The 21,322-nt window shown below is 49.9% G+C and carries 11 protein-coding genes; 10 read left to right on the forward strand and 1 reads right to left on the reverse strand.

Annotation, left to right across the window (positions count from 1 at the left end):
* The first annotated feature begins 226 nt into the window (after positions 1–226).
* The 10 genes from J2Y43_RS15150 (at position 227) to J2Y43_RS15195 (ending at position 20,544) form a co-directional block, all read left to right on the forward strand.
* Positions 227–616, forward strand: a complete 390-nt coding sequence (locus tag J2Y43_RS15150; protein ID WP_309984030.1) for a helix-turn-helix transcriptional regulator — start codon at positions 227–229, stop codon at positions 614–616.
* Positions 617–1,197: 581 nt separating this feature from the next.
* On the forward strand, positions 1,198–4,431 hold the full coding sequence (locus J2Y43_RS15155) for a TonB-dependent receptor (RefSeq protein WP_309984032.1): 3,234 nt from the start codon (positions 1,198–1,200) through the stop codon (positions 4,429–4,431).
* A gap of 11 nt (positions 4,432–4,442) precedes the next feature.
* Complete coding sequence (locus J2Y43_RS15160; protein ID WP_309984034.1) at positions 4,443–5,948, forward strand: RagB/SusD family nutrient uptake outer membrane protein; 1,506 nt, start codon at positions 4,443–4,445, stop codon at positions 5,946–5,948.
* A 318-nt stretch (positions 5,949–6,266) separates the two neighbouring features.
* A complete protein-coding gene (locus tag J2Y43_RS15165) occupies positions 6,267–8,576 on the forward strand; it encodes a DUF1549 domain-containing protein (protein ID WP_309984037.1) in 2,310 nt (769 codons plus the stop codon).
* A gap of 187 nt (positions 8,577–8,763) precedes the next feature.
* Complete coding sequence (locus J2Y43_RS15170; RefSeq protein WP_223409656.1) at positions 8,764–10,191, forward strand: DUF1501 domain-containing protein; 1,428 nt, start codon at positions 8,764–8,766, stop codon at positions 10,189–10,191.
* A gap of 544 nt (positions 10,192–10,735) precedes the next feature.
* The gene (locus J2Y43_RS15175; RefSeq protein ID WP_309984041.1) at positions 10,736–13,981 is read left to right on the forward strand and encodes a TonB-dependent receptor; all 3,246 of its coding nucleotides are present in this window, start codon (positions 10,736–10,738) and stop codon (positions 13,979–13,981) included.
* 39 nt (positions 13,982–14,020) lie between these two features.
* Positions 14,021–15,532, forward strand: a complete 1,512-nt coding sequence (locus J2Y43_RS15180) for a RagB/SusD family nutrient uptake outer membrane protein (protein WP_309984043.1) — start codon at positions 14,021–14,023, stop codon at positions 15,530–15,532.
* 265 nt (positions 15,533–15,797) lie between these two features.
* Entirely contained in the window at positions 15,798–18,494 is a 2,697-nt protein-coding gene (locus J2Y43_RS15185; RefSeq protein WP_309984045.1) for a c-type cytochrome, read from the forward strand.
* Between the two features lie 244 nt (positions 18,495–18,738).
* Positions 18,739–19,635 (forward strand): TIM barrel protein, encoded by an 897-nt coding sequence (locus J2Y43_RS15190; protein WP_309984048.1) that lies wholly within the window; start codon positions 18,739–18,741, stop codon positions 19,633–19,635.
* A 24-nt stretch (positions 19,636–19,659) separates the two neighbouring features.
* The gene (locus tag J2Y43_RS15195; RefSeq protein ID WP_309984051.1) at positions 19,660–20,544 is read left to right on the forward strand and encodes a TIM barrel protein; all 885 of its coding nucleotides are present in this window, start codon (positions 19,660–19,662) and stop codon (positions 20,542–20,544) included.
* A gap of 242 nt (positions 20,545–20,786) precedes the next feature.
* Here J2Y43_RS15195 and J2Y43_RS15200 read toward each other — a convergent pair whose 3' ends face one another.
* Positions 20,787–21,290 (reverse strand): hypothetical protein, encoded by a 504-nt coding sequence (locus tag J2Y43_RS15200; RefSeq protein WP_309984053.1) that lies wholly within the window; start codon positions 21,288–21,290, stop codon positions 20,787–20,789.
* Positions 21,291–21,322 lie beyond the last annotated feature (32 nt).

Genomic DNA, 21,322 nt, shown 5'->3' on the forward strand with positions numbered 1-21,322 from the left:
TCCGAATAACGCAATCTAAGTGCGGCATGAAATCTTTGTGCCGCACTTATTTTTTTGCCCGGAATTAGGTATTTAAGAATGTAAATATGTGTTAGTTGCAATTATTTAGTTATATAAATTTAACAAATTCACTTATTTAAATCATATCGCTGCGATGGTTTACATATTTATATTGCAATTTTGGTTTACGCGATTTACTTTTGTAATCACATTTGTAAACAACCATATGGATCTCACCGATAAGATAAAACAGATACTAGTTGACAAAAATATAACCCCGTCGCTCTTTGCTGACGAAATAGGGATACAGCGATCCAGTATGTCGCATATACTTGCCGGGAGAAACAAGCCAAGTCTGGATATGGTGCAGAAAATAGTAAAGCGTTTTCCCGACCTGGGCATCAGTTGGATCCTCGATGACGAGCCGCTGCCGGTAACGACTCCCGTGGCGATTCCGGAACCCGTCTTAGAATCGCGTAAAAAGGTAGTTTCCGTTCCGCAGCCCGCACAGCCGATTGTCGCCAAAGAGAAGCCGGTCGTTTTGCCGGAGAAAAAGATCGAAAAAGTGCTTATTTTTTATTCTGACGGCACTTTTCAGGAATTTAAACAGGGATAAAAAAGGCGAATATAAAATTCAATAATCAGTAAGAACAGCTCTCCGCTGTCATTTTAGGCTCATGTTCGTTTCGATGCCGGCCAGCGGCATCGAAAATTCGGAACGTATGACTATGACCGTCACTTTACCGTTTGAAACGTGACGCCATGGAAAATCGCAAGCCATCCCGATCTCCCCGCATTAAAGCGTGACCAGCGCAAATGCGGGGCACCAACTCCCCTCAATGTAGCTACCACTTTAAGGTGCTGTTAAATCTCTCGCTGCCAGGTCAACGATAATTTAATTGTGTCTTACTCACAATTTTGATAGCATACCGGACAGCACAGGATAGTATGGAATTCAAATACCGATACTATTGTGAAAATGATATAATTCAAATCATTAATTGTACATATCAAGCATGATCGTTGGTATGTACTTCAAAGCCAGACATTTTGTCTCCCGGCAATATGTTTGAATTTTATTGTTCTGTTCCGGCCATCCCGGCCATGATGTTCCACCCCAAACAGCTGCCTATGGAAAAAAACAAGCATGAAACCCATTTTACTTAATCAATCATTAACTATTCCAATCCTGAACGTATGAATCAATCTCGACAAGTAAGATTCAATACCGGGCTGCGTCCGCTGCGAAAGCTGATGCTTGGCCAGGTATTGTTCGGTGTTGCGCTTGCTGGCTTTTATCAAGCCCCGGCAACAGCAGCCTTTAAGAAGGACCCGATCATGGTGACCGCCGACCGGTCGCTGGCCGGGAAAGTTACCGATGAAAATGGCGCCGGGCTTCCGGGTGTAAGTGTTATTGTGAAAGGTTCCAGCACCGGAACTGTGAGCGATGCCGAAGGCCAATACACCATCAATGTACCTGAATCAGGCAGCCCCGTTTTAGTTTTCTCTTTTGTCGGGTACGTACCAAAAGAGATTACAGTGGGAAATCAAACGTCTTTGGACGTTCAACTAGCCGTGGATAACAAAGCATTGGAGGAAGTGGTAGTGGTGGGTTATGGTAGCCAGCGCAAGCGCGACATTACCTCTGCCGTATCCAACATTAACATGAATGACATTGGTGAAGTCCCTAAATCAAATGTCACCCGGATGCTCCAAGGACAGGCGCCAGGGGTGATCATCAAACAGAAAAGCGGCACGCCGGGCCAGCAGTTCGAAGTAAAGGTCCGCGGTATCAGCTCGCTCGGTGCCGGTAGCGACCCATTGTATGTGATCGACGGCTTTCCCGTGGGAACTTCCGTTGGCCAAAACCTGAACCCGAACGACATTGAAGACGTCACAATTCTGAAAGACGCAGCTTCGACAGCCATTTACGGTGCCCGGGGTTCGAATGGGGTAGTTCAAATCACCACAAAATCGGCGAAGGAAGGAAAGACCAGCCTGAATGTATCCATTGACTACGGTATTCAAAACGTCCCCGACGGTCGCAAAACCAAGGTATTGAATGGGCAGGATTTCGCTCAGTTCAAGAAGGAAGTTTTCATCGGACGATTTGTGCTCGCCAACAAACGCCAGCCTACGAACGAGGAAATCCCTCTTGACTTTCGTAACCCGGCAGATACCAAGTACTCGACGAACTGGTTTGACCTGATACTACACAACAATGCAGCTTACAAGGACATTAACGTGTCGTTATCGTCCGGAAAAGGGCCGATCAAATCGATGGTTTCCATCGGGTACTATAAGGAAGACGGCGCATTGAAATACACTGATTACGACCGTGCATCAGTGCGCACCAACCTTTCGGGAGCCATTAACAAATTCATTTCCATGGGCGTAAATATCGCCGGAAGCTACTCCCGGTCGAGCCTCGCGGCTACGGACGGCCGCAGCGCGCTCGTGGGTCTGACGCTCATCAGCGACCCGCGTTATCCCGCGTACGATGAAAAGGGAGAACTGATCCCGTATTACAATGGGGTCGGAGACATTTTCGGCTTTCCTAACCCGCTGTATCTGCTCAAAGCGATCAATCGCGACAGGAATATCGCCGACGTGCTTAGTAATGGTTACATTGATTTCAACATCGCCAAAGGCCTGAAATTCAGAACCTCGGTGAACGCGAAAATCAATTATAACAAGTACAAAGAATATGTTCCTTCAACGATCGGTCTCGCGATTGCAACCGGTACGAATGGCGCCCCTCCACGCATTGCGAGCGAGCGTGACGACGTGGAAGAGCTGCGCAACTATACTGCCGATCAGCTGCTTACCTACAACGTAAATTTTGGGGCAAACCACCACCTCGACGCCATGCTCGGCTACACTGCCCAGCAGGAGGTCGTAAAAGGTTTGTATGGCTCGGGCAATACCTTCCCGGACGACCTTGCGCCGTTCCTAGGCAATGCCACGATCCGTTCGTCCAACTCCATGGAACGTAAATGGACCATGCTTGCTTACCTGGCACGTTTGAACTACTCATTTAAAGATCGTTACCTTCTTTCGGCATCCTTCCGTCGCGAAGGAAGCTCACGTTTCAGTGAAGGACACCAATTCGGCAACTTCCCTGCGGTATCCGTGGGTTGGAGGCTTTCGGAGGAATCATTTATTCCAAAAGCAGCCTGGCTAACCGACCTGAAACTCCGGGGTAGCTGGGGGATGACCGGAAACAACACCTATCAGGTAACTGCCAACAACAATTTCGGTACCGGACAAAATGCGGGTGATGACGGTAATTATGCGAGCCTTGCATTCCTGGGTCTGAACAATTATGTTTTTAACAACACATTGTCGCCGGGTAAGACGGTTACGCGGTTTGCAAATTCTGAGCTCACCTGGGAAAAGTCCAACCAGCTGAACATCGGTCTCGATCTCTCGACATTCAATAACCGACTGGTTTTCACGGTGGAGTATTACAAAAAGATCACGGATGATATGTTACTGGGTTATAACATACCTGCCGTATCAGGCTTTACTTCGACCTTGAAAAACCTCGGAAAAGTACAGAACCAGGGCGTGGAGATCGCCGGTAGTTATCGCGTGAAACTCGGCCAGGTGAATTTCCGGACTAATGCAAACATTACATTCAATCGCAGCAAAATCCTGGCAATCCGGGGTCAGAACGACTTCATTTTGCAAGGAAGCCAGTATGGCGGTTACAATATCCAGCAGGTTGGCCGGCCTATCGGTATGATCTTCGGTTATAAAAAGCTGGGTATCTTCAATACACAGGCAGAAATCGACGCCGCTCCGTTGCAGGAAGGAGCCGTACCGGGCGCCATGAAGTTTGCCGACTTGCATGGTGCACCTGACGGAGGTCCGGACGGGATCGTATCTTACGACACCAAGGATATGACCGAAATCGGTAATCCGAACCCGAAATTCAACTGGGGATGGACCGTCGGCGCGGAATACAAACGTTTCGACGTGAGCATATTGCTGATGGGTGCCTACAAATTCGACATTTACCGGAACATCGAGGCCTCAACCATGAACATGGACGGCGTTTTCAACGTGCTCGAAAAGGCCAAAGACCGCTGGCGTTCCCCTGAAAACCCCGGATCGAATCCGAATGCGAAGAACTCACAGGGAGGTACCGATTATTTCAAATGGTCACGCGAGAGCAGCGAGCGCTACGTGTACGACGGCACCCATACGTGGATCAAGAATGTAACGATCGGCTATACACTTCCCAAAGTGGACGGTATCCTGTCGGATGCGCGCATTTTCATCAATGCGGCTAACCTGTTGCTGATCACGAAGTATCCGGGCAACAACCCCGATGCAGGTGTGCGCGGCGGAACGGAACTGAACAACGACGATGAGTCGTATCCGGTTCCTAGAACATTCTCCGCGGGTATTAAAGTTAACTTCTAAAATTGGCGAAGATGAAAAAAGTAACGATACTCGGAATTGCGCTTGCACTGTTTCTGTCGTCATGCAGCGAAGATTTCCTTAATCAGACGGACCCGACCAAAGTGGGTGTGGATGTGTTCTATAAAAATGAAGAACAGGTAAAACAGGCACTGAGCGGCGTTTACAGCCAGGTGCAGACCCTTACCAACACGGGGTATATATTTGGGGAATTTCAGACAGACAATACCACCATTGACCTGAACCCGTCCGACCGCGGTGGGGCAGGCGGCTGGGAAGCATTTGAATTCGGCACGGTGAACTCAGGAAACGGTGAAATCGCCACGCTTTGGAATAACTATTATGCCACCATGTACAACTGCAACCTGACGCTGCAAAAGATGGCCGACGCTACAATGAGCGACAACGGCCGGAAAGAGGTGGAAGGACAGCTCAAATTCTTGCGGGGTTACCTGTATTTCAATTTGGTGCAATACTTCGGAGATGTAGTGATCGTCACCTCTACGCTCGCCACACCCGACCCCGCATTCGACCTGGTGCGTTCACCGCAGGCCGACGTTTGGGCTCAGATTGAAAAGGACCTAAAAGATGCGGCCGCTGCATTGCCGGCCAAGTACACCGCCGCCGCAGACAAAGGCCGTGCCACCAAAGGCGCCGCATTAAGCTTGCTGGGCAAGTCGTACCTGACGCAGAAAAAGTACGCCGAAGCCGTCACGACGCTGCAAGAAGTTACCGCGCTTGGTTACGCATTAAATGCAAACTATGCCGACAACTTCGATCCGTCGCCAGCCAAGAAAAACGGTGTCGAATCCATTTTCGAAATCCAATACCAGGGTGATAACGACCTCGGAGAATGGAGCAACTTCGAATATGTATTTGCGCCAAGAGTTTCCAAAGGTGCAGTAACTGGCTATGCAGCAGGTTCGAACGGTGGTCGAAATGTCCCTACCAACGACATCATGGCCGCCTATGAAAAAGGCGACTTGCGGAAAGACCTGTCGTTGAAACCGGATTTCACCCTCGATGGCAAGGTATATCCCGTGCCTTATGTGGCCAAATACAATTACCCGCATACCATCGTGAACCGGACTAACACCAACTGGCCTGTACTGCGCTATGCGGATGTATTGTTAATGCTTTCCGAAGCTATCAACGAGCAATCCGGGCCTACTGCGGAAGCATTGGGATATGTGAACCAGGTCCGCAAACGTGCCGGCCTTGCCGACCTAGCTATCGCCGACAAGGCGGCATTCAGAGCGGCGGTTTTGAAAGAGCGCAGATTGGAACTCGCATTCGAAAACCACCGGTGGTTTGATCTTAAAAGGACCAAAACACCGGCCGAATGGGCCGCGTTTATGAATGCGCACGGGGCGCAGGAACGTGCAAAACCGACGGTTGACAGAGGCAATGTGCCATTCAACTCGACGGACTACGTCTATACCGAGAATGAGTACTTCCTGCCTTTACCGGCACCGCAGATCCTGATCAACCCCAAACTAACCCAGAATCCGGGTTACTGATCGGCTGAATGCTTTCAATGCACAGGAGAGGCATCAGATATGTCTCTCCTATTAAATTTTATAACTAATCCGAGAAATAGATCGTTATAACCTTAATAATCAATTCGGTATATCGAATGTTCTTTATATAAACCTTTTTAGAAAATCATGAATATTTTTCATTTATAGCAAGACAGCACAGGATACTATTTACTTCGCTGCATTTTAGTATTGTATGATTGCGGAATATCCCCGCCGGTATTCCTGAACCACTAACCCCTTGAACTTGTGTTACTCCAAACAACCGAAACTTTCTGGCTTTGGCAATTTTTAGGACGATTGCACCCTTTACTGGTCCATTTTCCCATTGGACTTCTCTGCATTGCATTGCTTTTTGAACTCATCGACTGGAAGCATAAATCGACCGTCCTGCGCGACGGTACGCGCATTATCACGTGGGTGAGCGCGGGAAGCGCAGTGCTAGCCGTTGCATTCGGTCTGCTTCTCGCCAGCTCCGAAGATTCCAGCGGTACCAATCTCGAAATTCACCGCTGGGCAGGAATTGCCACGATGGTACTTTCACTCGTCACGGCATTTACATTGCGTTCCGGTAGCAGGAGCCTCTTCCGCGGGCTGCTTCTTACCACCGTTTTCGGTGTTTCTTTTGCAGGCCATTATGGCGCCATGCTGACGCACGGCGAAGATTACCTCACGAGCGTGCTACCCGGTGCTGATAAAACCGTGGAGCCTGAGGGCGAGACCGAGGCCGATTTTGTGCTGACTAACAACGGCGCATTAACCCCTGAACAAATACAAAACCTTAATGTGGAAGTCAGAACGATCCTGGCGCACAACTGTTACAGTTGCCACAGTGAAACCAAAATGAAAGGCGAGCTACGGCTCGACAGCAAGGAAGCCATTATGAAAGGCGGCGAGCACGGCGTGGTGGTAGTGCCGAGCCATCCCGACAAAAGTGAGCTGATCCGCCGGATTTCACTGCCCAAAGGACACAAGGAAGCGATGCCCACCAAAGGCAAGCGCCTGACCGAGAAGGAGGTAAAATTGCTTCAATTCTGGATCGAAAAAGGCGCTCCGTGGCCCGATGGCAAAGAAAAAAGCATTTATCGCGTGGCCGAGCTGGCCCCGCGTACGCCTCAGGTACCCGCTGCCACGGCCGACCTCAACAAGCCTGTCGACCTGTTTGTGAATGCGTATTTCCAAAAGAACAAAGGCAGTTGGAAACCTGTTGTGGACGACCGCACTTATATTCGTCGTGTTTACCTCGACATTATCGGGCTGCTTCCACCTCCGGAAAAGGTCGATGCATTTGTGGCGGATACCCGCCCCGACAAGCGTGAGTTACTTGCGAAAGAGCTTCTTTCCCAGAACGACGCGTACGCGCAGCATTGGATGACGTTCTGGAACGATGCGCTCCGGAACGATTACGACGGGACGGGCTACATTACCGGCGGACGGTTCGGTATTTCCAAATGGCTTTACGCGAGTTTGCTGGACAACAAGCCCTACAATTGGTTCGTGAAAGAGCTGATCAGCCCCAATAAGGAATCCGAAGGCTTTATCAAAGGTATCAAATGGCGCGGAACGATCAATTCCAGCCAGCGTACCGAAATGCAGGCAGCCCAGAATGTGGCCCAGGTGTTTTTGGGTCTGAACCTTAAATGCGCTTCCTGCCACGACAGTTTCATCAGCGACTGGAAACTGGCCGACGCTTACGCATTCGCCAACATTTTCGCAGACACCCTGCTCGAAATCAACCGCTGCGACAAGCCTACGGGCAAAATTGCCGGAACGCGCATTCTTTATCCGGAGTTGGGCGAAATCGAAGTAAACGCGAGCACTGAAAAACGCCTACGCCAGTTGGCCGATTTCCTCGTGCAGCCGAAAGACGGAAGATTATACCGTACGCTCGTGAACCGTGTGTGGGCACAGCTGATGGGGCGCGGCATTGTGGAGCCGGTGGACGCGATGGACAATTTACCTTGGAGCCAGGACCTGCTCGACTGGCTGGCATCCGACTTTGTGACGAATGGCTACGATATCAAAAAGCTCATCTATACGATCGTCACTTCGAAGACCTACCAGTTACCGTCGACATCGGTGAAAGAAGCCGGGGATATTATGGCGAACGATTTCAAGTTTACCGGCATGGTGCGCAGAAGACTTACCGCCGAGCAGTTCGCCGACGCGATCAGCACGAGCTTCACACCGATGTATGCAGACACATCGCTTGCATTGAAGAAGCTTCCAGAGGATATCCGGTCGCGGCTGCCATTCCCGCGCGCGGCGTTTGTGAAGAACGATCCATTCCTTACTTCGCTCGGCCGCCCGAACCGCGAGACGGTAAGTACCAGTCGTACCTCGCAGGCCAACCTGCTCCAAGCATTGGAACTTACGAACGGCTCGAAATTCACCGAAACGCTCAAAGCCGGATCGAAGGTTTGGAAGTCGCAATACCCAACATCCGACTCGCTCGTGACGGCACTTTACCGGAAGGCATTGGGGCGTTCGCCGGTACCAAAGGAGCTCGCAGCCGCGAAGAAAATCCTCGGTCCGACGCCAAGCGAGGAAGGCATTCAGGACCTGGTTTGGGCAATTGCCCTGGTACCCGAGTTTCAGTTAATATATTAAATGTAGAATACAGATAAAACGTATTTATAATATCAAACGAATAAGACTTTCAATACAGACGGAATATTTATAATGTATATAAAGAATTAAATTTTTAGTATTATTTATAAATATTAAAAGTACTTAAAGTATAAAAAGCATGTAGATTTAAATTATTGAAATACAATCATTTAAAATAAACAAAGCAATGAATATCCAATGGAATAGGAGGGAGTTTCTGCAACGTGCCAGCGCCGCTACGATGGCAGCTTTGGCAGCGGGAGCGCCTATATCAAACCTGCTTACCTCATGCCGGGGCAAGGCGGGAGCCAATTCTTCGGCGGACACAGTGATACTTTTATGGATGGCCGGCGGTATGGCGCACACCGAAACTTTCGATCCGAAAGCCTACACGCCGTTCGAAAAAGACATGGAGGGCAACCGCGTTTTGAGCACATTCAAATCGTTCCCCACGAAGCTCGACGGCATCCATTTCTCGGATGGCTTGCAGTCGATAGGGCAGGTGATGGACAAGGGAACCCTCATCCGCTCGTACGTTGCAGCCGACATGGGCCACATCCTGCACTCACGTCACCAGTACCACTGGCACACCTGTTACGAGCCGCCGCAAACGGTCGCTGCGCCGCACATCGGCTCATGGATCGCCAAGGAGCTCGGGCCGAAAAACCCGGTGATCCCGGCATTCATTGACATTGGCCAGCGGTTCACGGTAGGAGAAGCCGAAGAGCTGAAGGCATTTCACACGGCCGGTTTCCTCGGCAACGAGTTCGGGCCATTCTTCATTCCCGACCCCAGCCAGGGCCTCGAAAGCGTACGCCCGCCCGTAGGTATGGACGCGAAACGATTCGAACGCCGGAACCAATTGTACAATGAGTTGATCAATAATAGTCCGGTAGGAGAGTTCGGCAGCGATTACCAGCGCGAGTCGCTGAAACGGTCGATGGAACAGGCCTACGCATTGCTCAACTCGCCGGAGTCGAAAGCATTCGATTTGAGTACCGAGCCTAAAAAGAGCTACGACATTTACAATACCGGACGCTTCGGTCTCGGCTGCCTGCTCGCCCGGCGGTTGACGGAGCAAGGCGCGCGCTTCATCAGCGTGACCACGGAATACGAACCGTTCAAGGGTTGGGACACGCATGAAAACGGGCACACCCGCTTGCAGGACATGAAGAAACAGATCGACGGCCCGATTGCCCAGCTCATTAAAGACCTCGATGAGAAAGGCCTGCTCGACCGTACGATGGTCGTACTCGCGAGCGAATTTAGTCGGGATATGATGGTGGAAGGCCGCCCGGATGCCAAAGTGAAGGAGCAGGTTGCCCAACCCGACATTCTTTCCGACCTCAAATTCTACGGCATGCACCGCCATTTCACCGACGGCTGTTCAATGCTGATGTTCGGTGGCGGCATTAAAAAAGGCTTCGTTTATGGCAAAACCGCCGACGAACGTCCCTGCAAGACCATCGAAAATCCGGTGAAGGTGGATGGCATTCACCAAACCATCTATCATGCATTGGGCATTCCACCGGATACCCAATATGAAATCGAGAAGCGGCCGTTCTATACAACACCCGACGGCAAGGGGCTCGCAGTGAAAGAACTGCTCGTTTGATTTTACCATTTGATCCGCCGGAACGTACTGATAACCAGCTTTCCGGCGGACATATTTCTTGCTATCTCACCTACTTCGTATCCTATATTGCAGACCGTCGCTTTGCTCTGAACGGACGGCTTTTCTATGCCAGATATAAGATATATCCAAAAAACTCATGTTAATTAAATATTAATCAAAACCAGACAGAGCAGGACAGTCAGTTCTTTCAATCATTCTACTATTGCATAAATGTTACTTTAAACATGAATAATTGTCTTTTATACGTCATAAAGACATTTATTTCTTAGAGTATTCCAAAATCTTCATCAACGATAGATCTGTCAGCTTCCAGGCCTGTTTACACGCAGGGAAGCCATCCGTTTCGCGATCAGACGACACCGTTTTTTTACATACCTAAACACAGTTTTCCCCAATCCCGACAATTATTCACTTAAACCGATGACTATGAGAATAAAAAGCTTAACCGATTAACCCCGTCACCCGCGCATTTTAGACGATGCTCTGGGACCTCTGCTAATTACTAAATCTAAAAATGAAGCTTATGAATCAATTTCGACAATCCCCGTATTACGGCCGATTGAATTCGATCCTAAAACTGTCCGTGGGCCAGGCGCTTATCGGTGCAGCTTGCGGGCTCAGTGCAGTTGCCGGCAATAGTTTCCATCTTAACCCGCTGGTTGTAAGCACCAACATCATCGCCGACCGGACGATCAAAGGAAAGGTAACCGACGACACCGGCGAAAAACTGCCGGGTGTGAGTGTGGTACTCAAAGGCACTACCATCGGAACGGTATCCGATGCGGACGGGGTATACTCCATCAACGTCCCCGATAGAGGCGGTGTCCTCATTTTCTCTTCCGTAGGATTCCTTACGCAGGAAGTTCCTCTCGGAGCTGCCTCAACCGTGGATATTAAACTCGCCACCGATGCCAAAGCGCTTACCGAAGTGGTTGTAGTGGGTTATGGTAGCCAGTTGAAAAAAGAAATTACAGGCGCGGTACAAACCGTTAAAAGTGAGGAGCTGAAAGATATTCCGGTATCTCAGGTCACTCAAAAACTACAAGGACGTCTTGCCGGCGTGCAGATCAACCAGACCACCGGTAAGCCGGGGCAGGGGATGTCCGTTCGTATTCGCGGCCAGGTATCGGTTACAGCCGGTAGCGACCCGCTTTATGTAATCGACGGGTTCCCGATTACCGGTACCATCGGCCAGATGAACCCGGATGAAATCGAGGACATTACTATTCTGAAAGATGCTGCGTCGACGTCCCTTTACGGGTCACGCGCGGCCAACGGCGTTGTGCTGATCACCACCAAACGGGGTACGCCGGGCAAAATGGCTGTAAGCTTCAATGCTTACGCGGGTATTCAGAAAGTACCAATGAGAGGCCGTGTGAAAATGCTGAACGCCGAAGAGTTCGCGCAGTTCAAAAAGGAGATGTATGAAGATGAAAATAAAGCGGTACCCGAAGAATTTCAAGATCCATCAAAGTATCGGGGCAAAAACAACGACTGGTACGATGCATTGCTTCGTACTGCGCCGATCCAGAGCTACAACCTGACCGTCAGCTCCAACAAGGAGAATATGCGTACATCGCTCGTAGCGGGGGTATTCAACCAGAAAGGGGTAGTGCTGAACAACAATTACAAGCGCTATTCATTGCGTATGAACACCGAGTACGATATTTCGAACAAAGTGAAAATCGGATTCAATGTGGCGCCGCAATTTGTCTATGACAATACCCCGAGAACCGATGGTGACCGCGGCACGGGCGTGCTTTTCAATGCATTGCACACCTGGCCGATCATGCCGATCTACGATGCGAACGGGGAGCTTACCAAATTCAACACGTTCCCGAGCAGCACAGGTAACATCTTCAACTATCCTAACTGGGTGCGTGCTGCCAATGAGCTAACGAACGAGACGAAGATCAACAAGTTACTGGGTAACACCTACATTCAGTACAATCCGATTAAAGGTCTTACTTTGAAATCGACATTGAACGTGGAAATGGAGAGCAACAAGTTCTTCTTCTTCAACCCGTCGACAGCTACCAGCTCGATCAACGTTCCGATTCCGACCACTGCCGTTTCCATCCGCCAGAACTATCAGAACTTCTCATGGCTGAACGAAAACCTGGCAACTTACAGCCACAGCTTCAACGAAAAACACAACTTTGAGTTATTGGCTGGTTTTACACAACAGCGTTTCCGCCAGGAGTTCGACCGTATTACGGCCAACACCTATACCGACGACCGCCTTCCGACAATCCAGGGAGCAATCAACATCGACCGTGGTGGTTCATTTAACGTGAATGGTATCTCAGGCTCCAACACTTTCAATGGTGCTAACGAATGGGCACTGATGTCTTACATTTCACGTCTGACCTATAACTACAAAGGCAAATACCTCTTCACCGCCGCTGTTCGTGCGGATGGTTCTTCCCGTTTCGGTTCGGACAACCGCTGGGGTACATTCCCTTCGGCGTCTGTCGGCTGGGTCATTTCGGATGAGAACTTCATGCAGTCGATCCCGAAAGTGTCATTTGCCAAAGCACGCGCCAGCTACGGGGTGATCGGTAACAACAACATCGGTAACTATACTCAGTATGCACTGGTTAACAACACAACCAACGCGGTTTTCGGAAGCACGGTAGCTACCGGCGCGCAGGTAACGTCATTGTCCAACAGCAACCTGGGCTGGGAAACCACCAAACAGTTTGATGCCGGTCTGGACCTGGGTCTTTTGAATGACCGCATTCAGCTGATCTACGATTTCTACACCAAGCGGACCACCAACCTGCTTTACGCGGTTCAGGTTCCTCAGGAATCGGGTTTCTCCAACTACAATGACAATATCGGCGAGATCAAATTTTGGGGACACGAAGTATCGTTGACCACCCGTAACCTGGTGGGCAAATTGAAATGGACTACCAATGCCAACATTTCGATCAACCGCAACAAGGTGATGGAACTCGCACCCGGCATCGACCGCGTGTATGGTTCTTTCCACATTACACAGGTAGGCCGCCCATTCGGCCAATTTTATGGTTTGGTAAAAGAAGGCTTCTATATGAACAAGGAGGAGTTGGCCAGCAGCGCGATCATCCCGGGCCGTTCGGCTATTGGTACCATCAAGTTCAAGGACGTGAACGGCGATGGCGTGATCACCAACGGTGGCGATGCCGACGACCGGACGATCATAGGAAATCCATTCCCGAAATTCACTTACGGTCTGACCAATACATTGAGCTACGGTGGATGGGATCTATCGATCACCGGATCCGGCTCGCAGGGTAACCAGCTTTGGGTACGTCACCTTTACAGCACGGCAAACCTCGACGGTGTTTTCAATATGGTGGCCGGCGCCAAGGATCGCTTCCGCGTGAAGAACGGCGTGAACCCTGTAACCGGCGTTGTGGAAGCTCAGACGGTAATTACCCCGGGTAAAGGAATGTACGGTGCTACCAACAACGGTGGTAACTACACCGGTGTGGAACGCGACTGGAATAGCTCGCACTTCCTTGCCAATGCTTCTTACTTTACGCTCAAAAACATTACACTGGGCTACAATCTGGGCGGTATCAACAAGTTTTTCAAGTCGGCCCGTCTGTACGCAAGCGTTCAGCAGGTGTATGTCTTCACCAAATATTGGGGTGGACCTAACCCTGAAACAAGCGCCCAGGGCGACGGACAGGGAGATGGCGGTAACCTTAGCCAGGGTGTTGATCTTTCCAACTATCCGGTACCACGTACATGGACACTCGGTTTGAACCTCAACTTCTAAACCCGACTCGTAAAACGTCTCATCTTAATTCCGATAGAAATGAAAACTAAATATATAGCAGCGTGGTTTCTGGCAGTGGGGCTGACGAGCAGTTGCGGGGACAAGTTCCTGACTGTTAACCCGGAAACCGCATTGAGTTCCAACAACTTCTTTACTTCTGAGAACGATTTCAAGCAGGCGGTAAACGCGGCTTACGAACCGTTCCGTCAAATGTTCAACGAGCGTGCCTGGATTTTGGAGGAAATGCATTCCGACAATACCTACTACGCCCGTAACAAACTGTACGGTGCGGTGGACCCTACGGAAAACGTTGCGGATTTCGCGATTCCGACGGCTAACGGCATTACTGCCAACGACAACGTACTGGTGCAGTACCGCCTGAACTACCGGATCATCGCCCGCGCGAACCAGATCATCGCACTAATTGACGGGGTGAATTTCGACGCGACGTCCAAGGGGAACCTGAAAGGCCAAGCGCTGTTCCTCCGTGCATTTGCGTACTTCGACCTCGTGCGCCTGTTTGGTAAGGTACCGCTTCACCTGGTACCAGCAACAGGTCGTGACGATGCGCCTGTCCCATTGTCAACCACCGAAGAAATTTATGCACAGATCGAGAAGGATGCGAAAGAAGCGATCACTGGTCTTCTGGATAAATCCAAACAAGAGGCTGGACGTGTTACTTCGGGCACAGCTAGAATGTTGCTGGCGAACCTCTACATTACCCAGAAAAAATGGGCGCTGGCCGAGCCATTACTGAAAGAAATCGTAGCCAGCGGTCAATACGCATTGATGCCTGACTACAACGATGCATTCTCGACCACAACGGGCAACAAAAACAACAAGGAGTCGCTTTTCGAGATCCAGTACATGGAGGGGTCGTCGGGCTACAACGGTAACCAGATTTATCGCTTCATTCCGTCGCCTATCACCGCTGCCGAAATCGCGCCGATTACCGGCACGTCCAACCCGCAGCCGACTTCGCAGGAAAGTAACAACATTCCGACGCCGGACCTGATTGCGGCATACGAAACCGGCGACAAGAGAAAGGATATTTCGATCGGCTGGGTGACGCTGAGCACCTCACTGGTAGACAACAAGCTTTATCCTTACATCAAGAAGTACGCTCGGCCACACTCGTTGCATAACAACACCGGTCAGAACTGGCCTGTATACCGCTACTCGGAAGTGCTGCTGTTCCTGGCCGAATCATTGAACGAGCAGGGCAAAACCGGCGACGCCGCTACTTACATCAACCAGGTTCGCACCCGCGCGGGACTCGCAGCGACCAAGGCAGCCTCGCAGGCGGATATGCGCGAAGCCATCTTCAAAGAAAGAAGGGTAGAGCTCGCATTCGAAAACAAGCGCTGGTTCGATCTTACGCGTACTGGACGTGTGAAGGAAATTATCACTGCCTACGGCGCCAAGGTGAAGGCTAACCCAGCCGCATACTATTTCCCGGCGGGAGCGGTGCCTCCACCAAATGCATTCACCGTCCTGGACGACTACTACGGTCTTCCTGCTGTTGAAGCTGCATTGACGCCGCATTTCTGATGGATGCAAAAGAATAAAAAAGTGCAGCAAGCGAGAGCTCGCTGCACTTTTTGCATGATAAGCATACTTATCTGTCGGAAACCCCACAGAACAGGATAGTCGCATGGATGTTTCAATCTAATATTGTAATATCAGATTATTTAAAGTTTTAGTTTGCTTTATTTAAGACGAAACAAATCCTGTCAAACGGAGCACCCGGTCAGGGCGCATCAGGTCGCTTCATCCTTTTTTATCAATCATATTTACTTAAACTCTGAGCTGTAAAATGTACACAAAAAAACAATGGTTAAAACTTCCGATGACGCTCGCGGTACTGCTCGCCGTAGGGGTCTTCTGTGGAGTGATGCTAAGTAACCGAACTGCCAAACACCGTCCTCCCGGCTCAAAGGTCGATAAACTGAAACTTCCCGATGGCTTCAAGGCCGATCATTTATACAGTGTGTCGGAAGAGAAGAATGGCTCGTGGGTATCCATGACATTCGATAACAAGGGAAGGATGATTACTTCCGATCAGTACGGCGGACTTTACCGCCTGGTGTTGCCGGCGATCGGCTCTACCGACAAGCCTCAGGTTGAAGTGCTTAAAATAGAAGGAGATACTGCGAAAGTGGCGATGGGTTATGCCCATGGTTTACTCTACGCATTCAATAGCCTTTACGTGATGATCAACAACCGGTCGAACGCACGCTTCCCCAAAGGCAGCGGCTTGTACCGTTTGCAGGATACCGATAATAACGATCAGTATGACAAGATCACGCTCATTAAACCGTTGACCGGTGAAGGTGAGCACGGCCCCCACAGCATTGTGATGGCACCGGATCAAAAGTCGCTTTTCGTAGTGGCCGGTAACTTCACCGACCTGCCCAAAATGGATATCTACCGTTTGATGCCAAACTGGAAGAACGATAACCTTTTCCCGTTCATTAAAGACCCGCGCGGCCACGCGACCGATCGTCATGCACCGGGCGGATGGATTGCCCATACCGATCCGGAAGGCAAAAACTGGGAATTGTACACGGCCGGTTTCCGTAATCCATACGACATTGCATTCAATGAAGCAGGCGATCTTTTTGCTTATGACTCGGATATGGAATGGGATTTCGGAACACCCTGGTATCGTCCTACACGCGTTTGCCATGCGGTAAGCGGCGGTGAATTCGGTTGGAGAACAGGTTCCGCCAACACTTCGCCAGCATTTGCAGATTTCCTTTCACCGGTGATGAATATCGGACAAGGCTCGCCGACCAACCTCATTTACCTGAAAGACGCGCGCTTCCCTGCGAAGTACAAAAACACATTGCTCGCATTCGACTGGAGCTTTGGTATCGTTCACGGCTTGCACCTGAAACCAAACGGCTCTAGTTATACTGCCGATCATGAGGAATTCCTCTCTGGCGCACCGCTTCCATTGACGGACGGTGCAATCGGCCCCGACGGCGCATTGTACTTTCTGACCGGCGGCCGTCGCCTCGAATCGGATCTCTACCGCGTGTATTATGGTGATTATAAGAACATTGCGCCAGGGTCGAACGCAGCTACACCGGTGATTACCCCCGAGCACAAGCAGCGTACAGCTATCGAAGAGTACCATGTCAAGAAAGATCCGAAAGCGATCGATCAGGCTTGGCCATTGCTGAAAAGCCCGGATCGCTTCCTTCGCTATGCCGGCCGTCTGGCTATCGAACACCAGCCGGTTAGCCAATGGGAAAGTAAAGTTTACGCGGAGAAAGATCCTCAGTCGATCATTTACGCAGCCATTGCATTGGGCCGCCAGGGCGACTCCACAAAAGTAGGAGGGCCTCTTTTGAAAAAACTGACTACCATCGATTACGCGAAGCTCGACGACCTGAACAAACAGGCGCTCTTGCGTGCGGTGGAAGTGATCCTGTACCGCACAGGTCAGCCCGATGCCGCCACAAAAGCTGCATTGATCGCTTACCTGAACCCGAAATACCCGTCAGCTAATGCATTGCAAAACAGATTTTTAGCTAAAATCCTGATAACCGTCGAAGCGCCGAAAGTGGTCGAAAAAACGCTCGCGCTGATCGCGAAAAACGAGAAGTTCGATGACAAGGACAATGAAATGGTAACCGCTTCGGCCGACCTGATCCTGCGCAACCCACAATACGGTCTTGACCTGGCCGGGTTGTTGGAAAAAATGCCGCCACAGCAGCAGACTTTCTACGCGATTATGCTGAGCAGTGCTAAAACCGGTTGGACACCCGCCTCGCGTGAAGAGTATTTCAAATGGTTCCACAAGGCATTCAGCTACCAGGGGGGACGCAGCTACATCGGCTTTATCGACAAGGCTCGTCAGCTGGCATTGAAACACGTACCAAGCGACAAAGTGGCCTACTACAACAAGCTGTCTGGTTCCGACCTGCTTACAGGCACAGGCAACGACCTCGTGAAGCTCTACACACCGAAAGGACCGGGGCGCGGATGGAAAGTAGACCAGGCTGTCGAACTCGTAAAAGACAGTCTCAGCAACCGCGACTTCGAACGCGGCAAGCAGATTTTCTCAGCCGTGCTTTGCAGCCGCTGCCACACAATCCAGGGCGAAGGCGCCGACGTGGGTCCCGAGCTGACCCAACTGGGAACCCGCTTCTCGGTAAAAGACATGCTTGAAGCGATCATCGAACCGGACAAAGCGGTGTCTGACCAATATGCTTCGATCTCATTCCAGATGAAAGATGGACAGTCGATCGTTGGCCGTGAGGTGAACCAGGATGCTAACTTCTATTATGTTTCGCAAAACCCGTTTGATCCGAAAACGATCCGGAAAGTGGCTAAGAAGGATGTAGTATCAAGCAAAATTTCACCGGTTTCTATCATGCTTCCGGGTCTGATCAACGGTTTGAACCCTAATGAATTGAGAGATCTCGTAGCCTACCTGATGGCTGGCGGCAATAAAAATAACCCGATCTACTCCGAATCCGGCGCGCCGAAAAGCGGAAAATAGATCACACGATTTTTTGAGTAGATTATAATTAATTAGGCTTAAGATAGTGGTGCTGCGTGTTGATCCTGATGCTTTCAAAGCAGAAACGGGTCCGGTAGCATCACTACTTTTTTTTGTGGGTACAAGAAAAGAAAGCACAGGCTTAGAACAACGTATGTAGCAATGCGTTCGAACTTGAAAAAGGGTGGGGGCTTACCGCCCGAACGATCATTAACTTACATTATTACAGATAGTTAACTATTAAATGAAGTCACTTTCAAATCGAAGAAAAGCGCTCAAAAACATGGCTGCGGTGGCCGGGCTGGGTACGTTTTCGAGCTCGCTCGCCCATGCATTTGCCGCTTCTGAAAAGGCGCTTGGGCCGCAACTGAACGGCAAGATTAATCACTCCGTATGCAAATGGTGTTATAGTAAGATTCCACTCGAGACCTTCGCGCAGGAATGCAAGAAAATCGGGCTGACGTCGATCGAACTACTTGGCCCGGAAGAATGGCCGGTGATCAAAAAGTACGGACTTACTTGTGCATTGCCCTGGGGCGAAGGGCTAACCCGGAGCATTGATAAGGGTTTCAACGATCCGAAAAACCACGAAGAGCTGATCAAAGGATTTGAAGATGTGATCCCGAAAGTGCGTGCAGCGGGCTACGACAAGATCATTTGTTTTTCCGGTAACCGTCGTGGCATGTCGGATTATGACGGCATCCGTAACTGCGCCGAAGGCATCCGCAAACTGATCCCGACTTGCGAAAAGCATAATGTGACACTGGTGATGGAGCTGCTGAACAGCAAGGTCAACCATAAAGACTACATGTGCGACCGGACGGAGTGGGGTGCAGCACTTTGCGAAGCCGTTGGTTCTGAAAAGTTTAAGTTGCTATACGACATCTACCACATGCAAATCCAGGAAGGTGACGTAATCGCGACGATCAAAAAGTACCATAAGTACATTGCGCATTATCATACCGGCGGCGTGCCGGGGCGTCACGAGATCGACGAAACGCAGGAGCTTTATTATCCGTCGATTATGAAAGCCATTGTAGAAACCGGTTACAAAGGATTCGTAGGGCAGGAGTTTGTCCCCAGCCGCGGCGACGATCTGGCTTCTTTGAAGCAGGGAGTCACTATTTGCGATATCGCTTAGTACTGATATTCCATATTTTAGATTATGTCAACCAGAAGAAACGCCTTAAAAAATATAGCCGCGGGAACAGCCGCAGGTGCCGCAGCCGGAGTGATGTCCATATCGGAAGTTTTCGCCAAAACCGAATCCGTACTGGGTACTAAACTGAATGGTAAGATCAATCACTCGGTTTGCAAATGGTGTTACGGCAAAATTCCGCTGGACACGTTCGCACAGGAATGCAAGAAGATCGGCATCACTTCCATTGAACTTCTCGGACCGGAGGACTGGCCGACATTGAAAAAGTACGGACTCACGTGCGCGCTACCTAACGGCGCGGGAATGGGCATCGAAAAAGGTTTCAACGATCTGGCCCTGCACGACGAGCTTGTCAAGAGTTACGAGGACCTCTTTCCCAAACTGAAAGAAGCTGGTTATAAAACAGTCATCTGCTTTTCAGGTAACCGCCGCGGAATGTCCGACTATGACGGCATGCGCAACTGTGCAATCGGTCTGCGCCGTCTGATGCCATCCGCCGAAAAGCACGGCATTACCATGATCATGGAATTGCTCAACAGCAAGGTCAACCACCGCGACTACATGTGCGACCATACCGCCTGGGGTGCCGGACTTTGCGAGATGGTCGGTTCGGAAAACTTCAAACTGCTTTACGACATTTACCATATGTCGATCATGGAAGGTGACGTGATCGCGACCATTAAGCAGTACCACAAATACATCGGCCATTATCACACCGGCGGCGTTCCGGGCCGCAACGAAATCGACGAAGGCCAGGAGCTGTATTACCCGGCGATCATGAAAGCGATTGTCGAAACCGGGTACAAAGGATTCGTCGCGCAAGAATTCATTCCCAAGCGTGAGCCGCTGGTTTCTCTGGCCGAATGTGTGAAGATTTGTGATGTAGCCTGAGCAGTTTCCTTGAAATTTTTACATAAAAACGGCTCGATTTGATCAAATCGAGCCGTTTTTATGTAAAAATGAATTTCCTTGCACCAATTACGAAGTCGCCAAAAACACCCGTATATACGCTATTTATCAAAGCGATATATACAAGACTTTGCAAAACAATCGCCCTGACATTTGAATAAAAGTCAATTATCCCGACAATTGGCTTGTATGATTAATTCTAAGGGCGATATTTACCATTGTAGCTACATGATATCACGGAAATATTCAGTTATCAGGAGCGTGTCAGCATTGGGATTAAATACTTTTGTATTTCTTTGAATGGTTAGTTCCATCCGGCTCGCGGCGCTTTTATTTCTCGGGAAGAAGAATTTGAACCGGGCCGTTACTGGCTTTCTGTTTCCATCCAGATAATGCACGATGACTTGATTTCCTTTCTCCGATGAACTATTATAATTGTCAGTTGACGGCATAAAGAGCGAATCTACTTTTACGCTGTCTACATAAAATTCCAGTATTTCGAAGAACTCAGATCCATAAGGGAGTTCAGCCAACGATTTCACGTTAATGTGCGCGGTCTTGGTTGGAGAAGAAAATTCGAGAACATTATAGTGGCGGTCCATCGTCTTAGTCCAATGCCAGATTCCGCCAATTTCCAAAGTCAATGGCTCATTAGAATGCTGATCCCAACAATTTAACATTAGCAAGGAGGTGAAAATTAGTGCGAGATACTTTAACAGGTTTTTCATTTCTTTCCAAATTTTGTCGTTGCAAATGCGTC

The sequence above is a fragment of the Dyadobacter sp. BE31 genome, from assembly GCF_031457695.1.
Classification (GTDB): Bacteria; Bacteroidota; Bacteroidia; order Cytophagales; family Spirosomataceae; genus Dyadobacter.

Excerpts from the sequence above, each read along its gene's own strand:
- J2Y43_RS15150 (WP_309984030.1), top strand. The coding sequence starts at position 227 with ATGGATCTCACCGATAAGATAAAACAGATACTAGTTGACAAAAATATA.
- J2Y43_RS15155 (WP_309984032.1), top strand. The coding sequence starts at position 1,198 with ATGAATCAATCTCGACAAGTAAGATTCAATACCGGGCTGCGTCCGCTG.
- J2Y43_RS15160 (WP_309984034.1), top strand. The coding sequence starts at position 4,443 with ATGAAAAAAGTAACGATACTCGGAATTGCGCTTGCACTGTTTCTGTCG.
- J2Y43_RS15170 (WP_223409656.1), top strand. The coding sequence starts at position 8,764 with ATGAATATCCAATGGAATAGGAGGGAGTTTCTGCAACGTGCCAGCGCC.
- J2Y43_RS15175 (WP_309984041.1), top strand. The coding sequence starts at position 10,736 with ATGAATCAATTTCGACAATCCCCGTATTACGGCCGATTGAATTCGATC.
- J2Y43_RS15180 (WP_309984043.1), top strand. The coding sequence starts at position 14,021 with ATGAAAACTAAATATATAGCAGCGTGGTTTCTGGCAGTGGGGCTGACG.
- J2Y43_RS15185 (WP_309984045.1), top strand. The coding sequence starts at position 15,798 with ATGTACACAAAAAAACAATGGTTAAAACTTCCGATGACGCTCGCGGTA.
- J2Y43_RS15190 (WP_309984048.1), top strand. The coding sequence starts at position 18,739 with ATGAAGTCACTTTCAAATCGAAGAAAAGCGCTCAAAAACATGGCTGCG.
- J2Y43_RS15195 (WP_309984051.1), top strand. The coding sequence starts at position 19,660 with ATGTCAACCAGAAGAAACGCCTTAAAAAATATAGCCGCGGGAACAGCC.
- J2Y43_RS15200 (WP_309984053.1), bottom strand. The coding sequence starts at position 21,290 with ATGAAAAACCTGTTAAAGTATCTCGCACTAATTTTCACCTCCTTGCTA.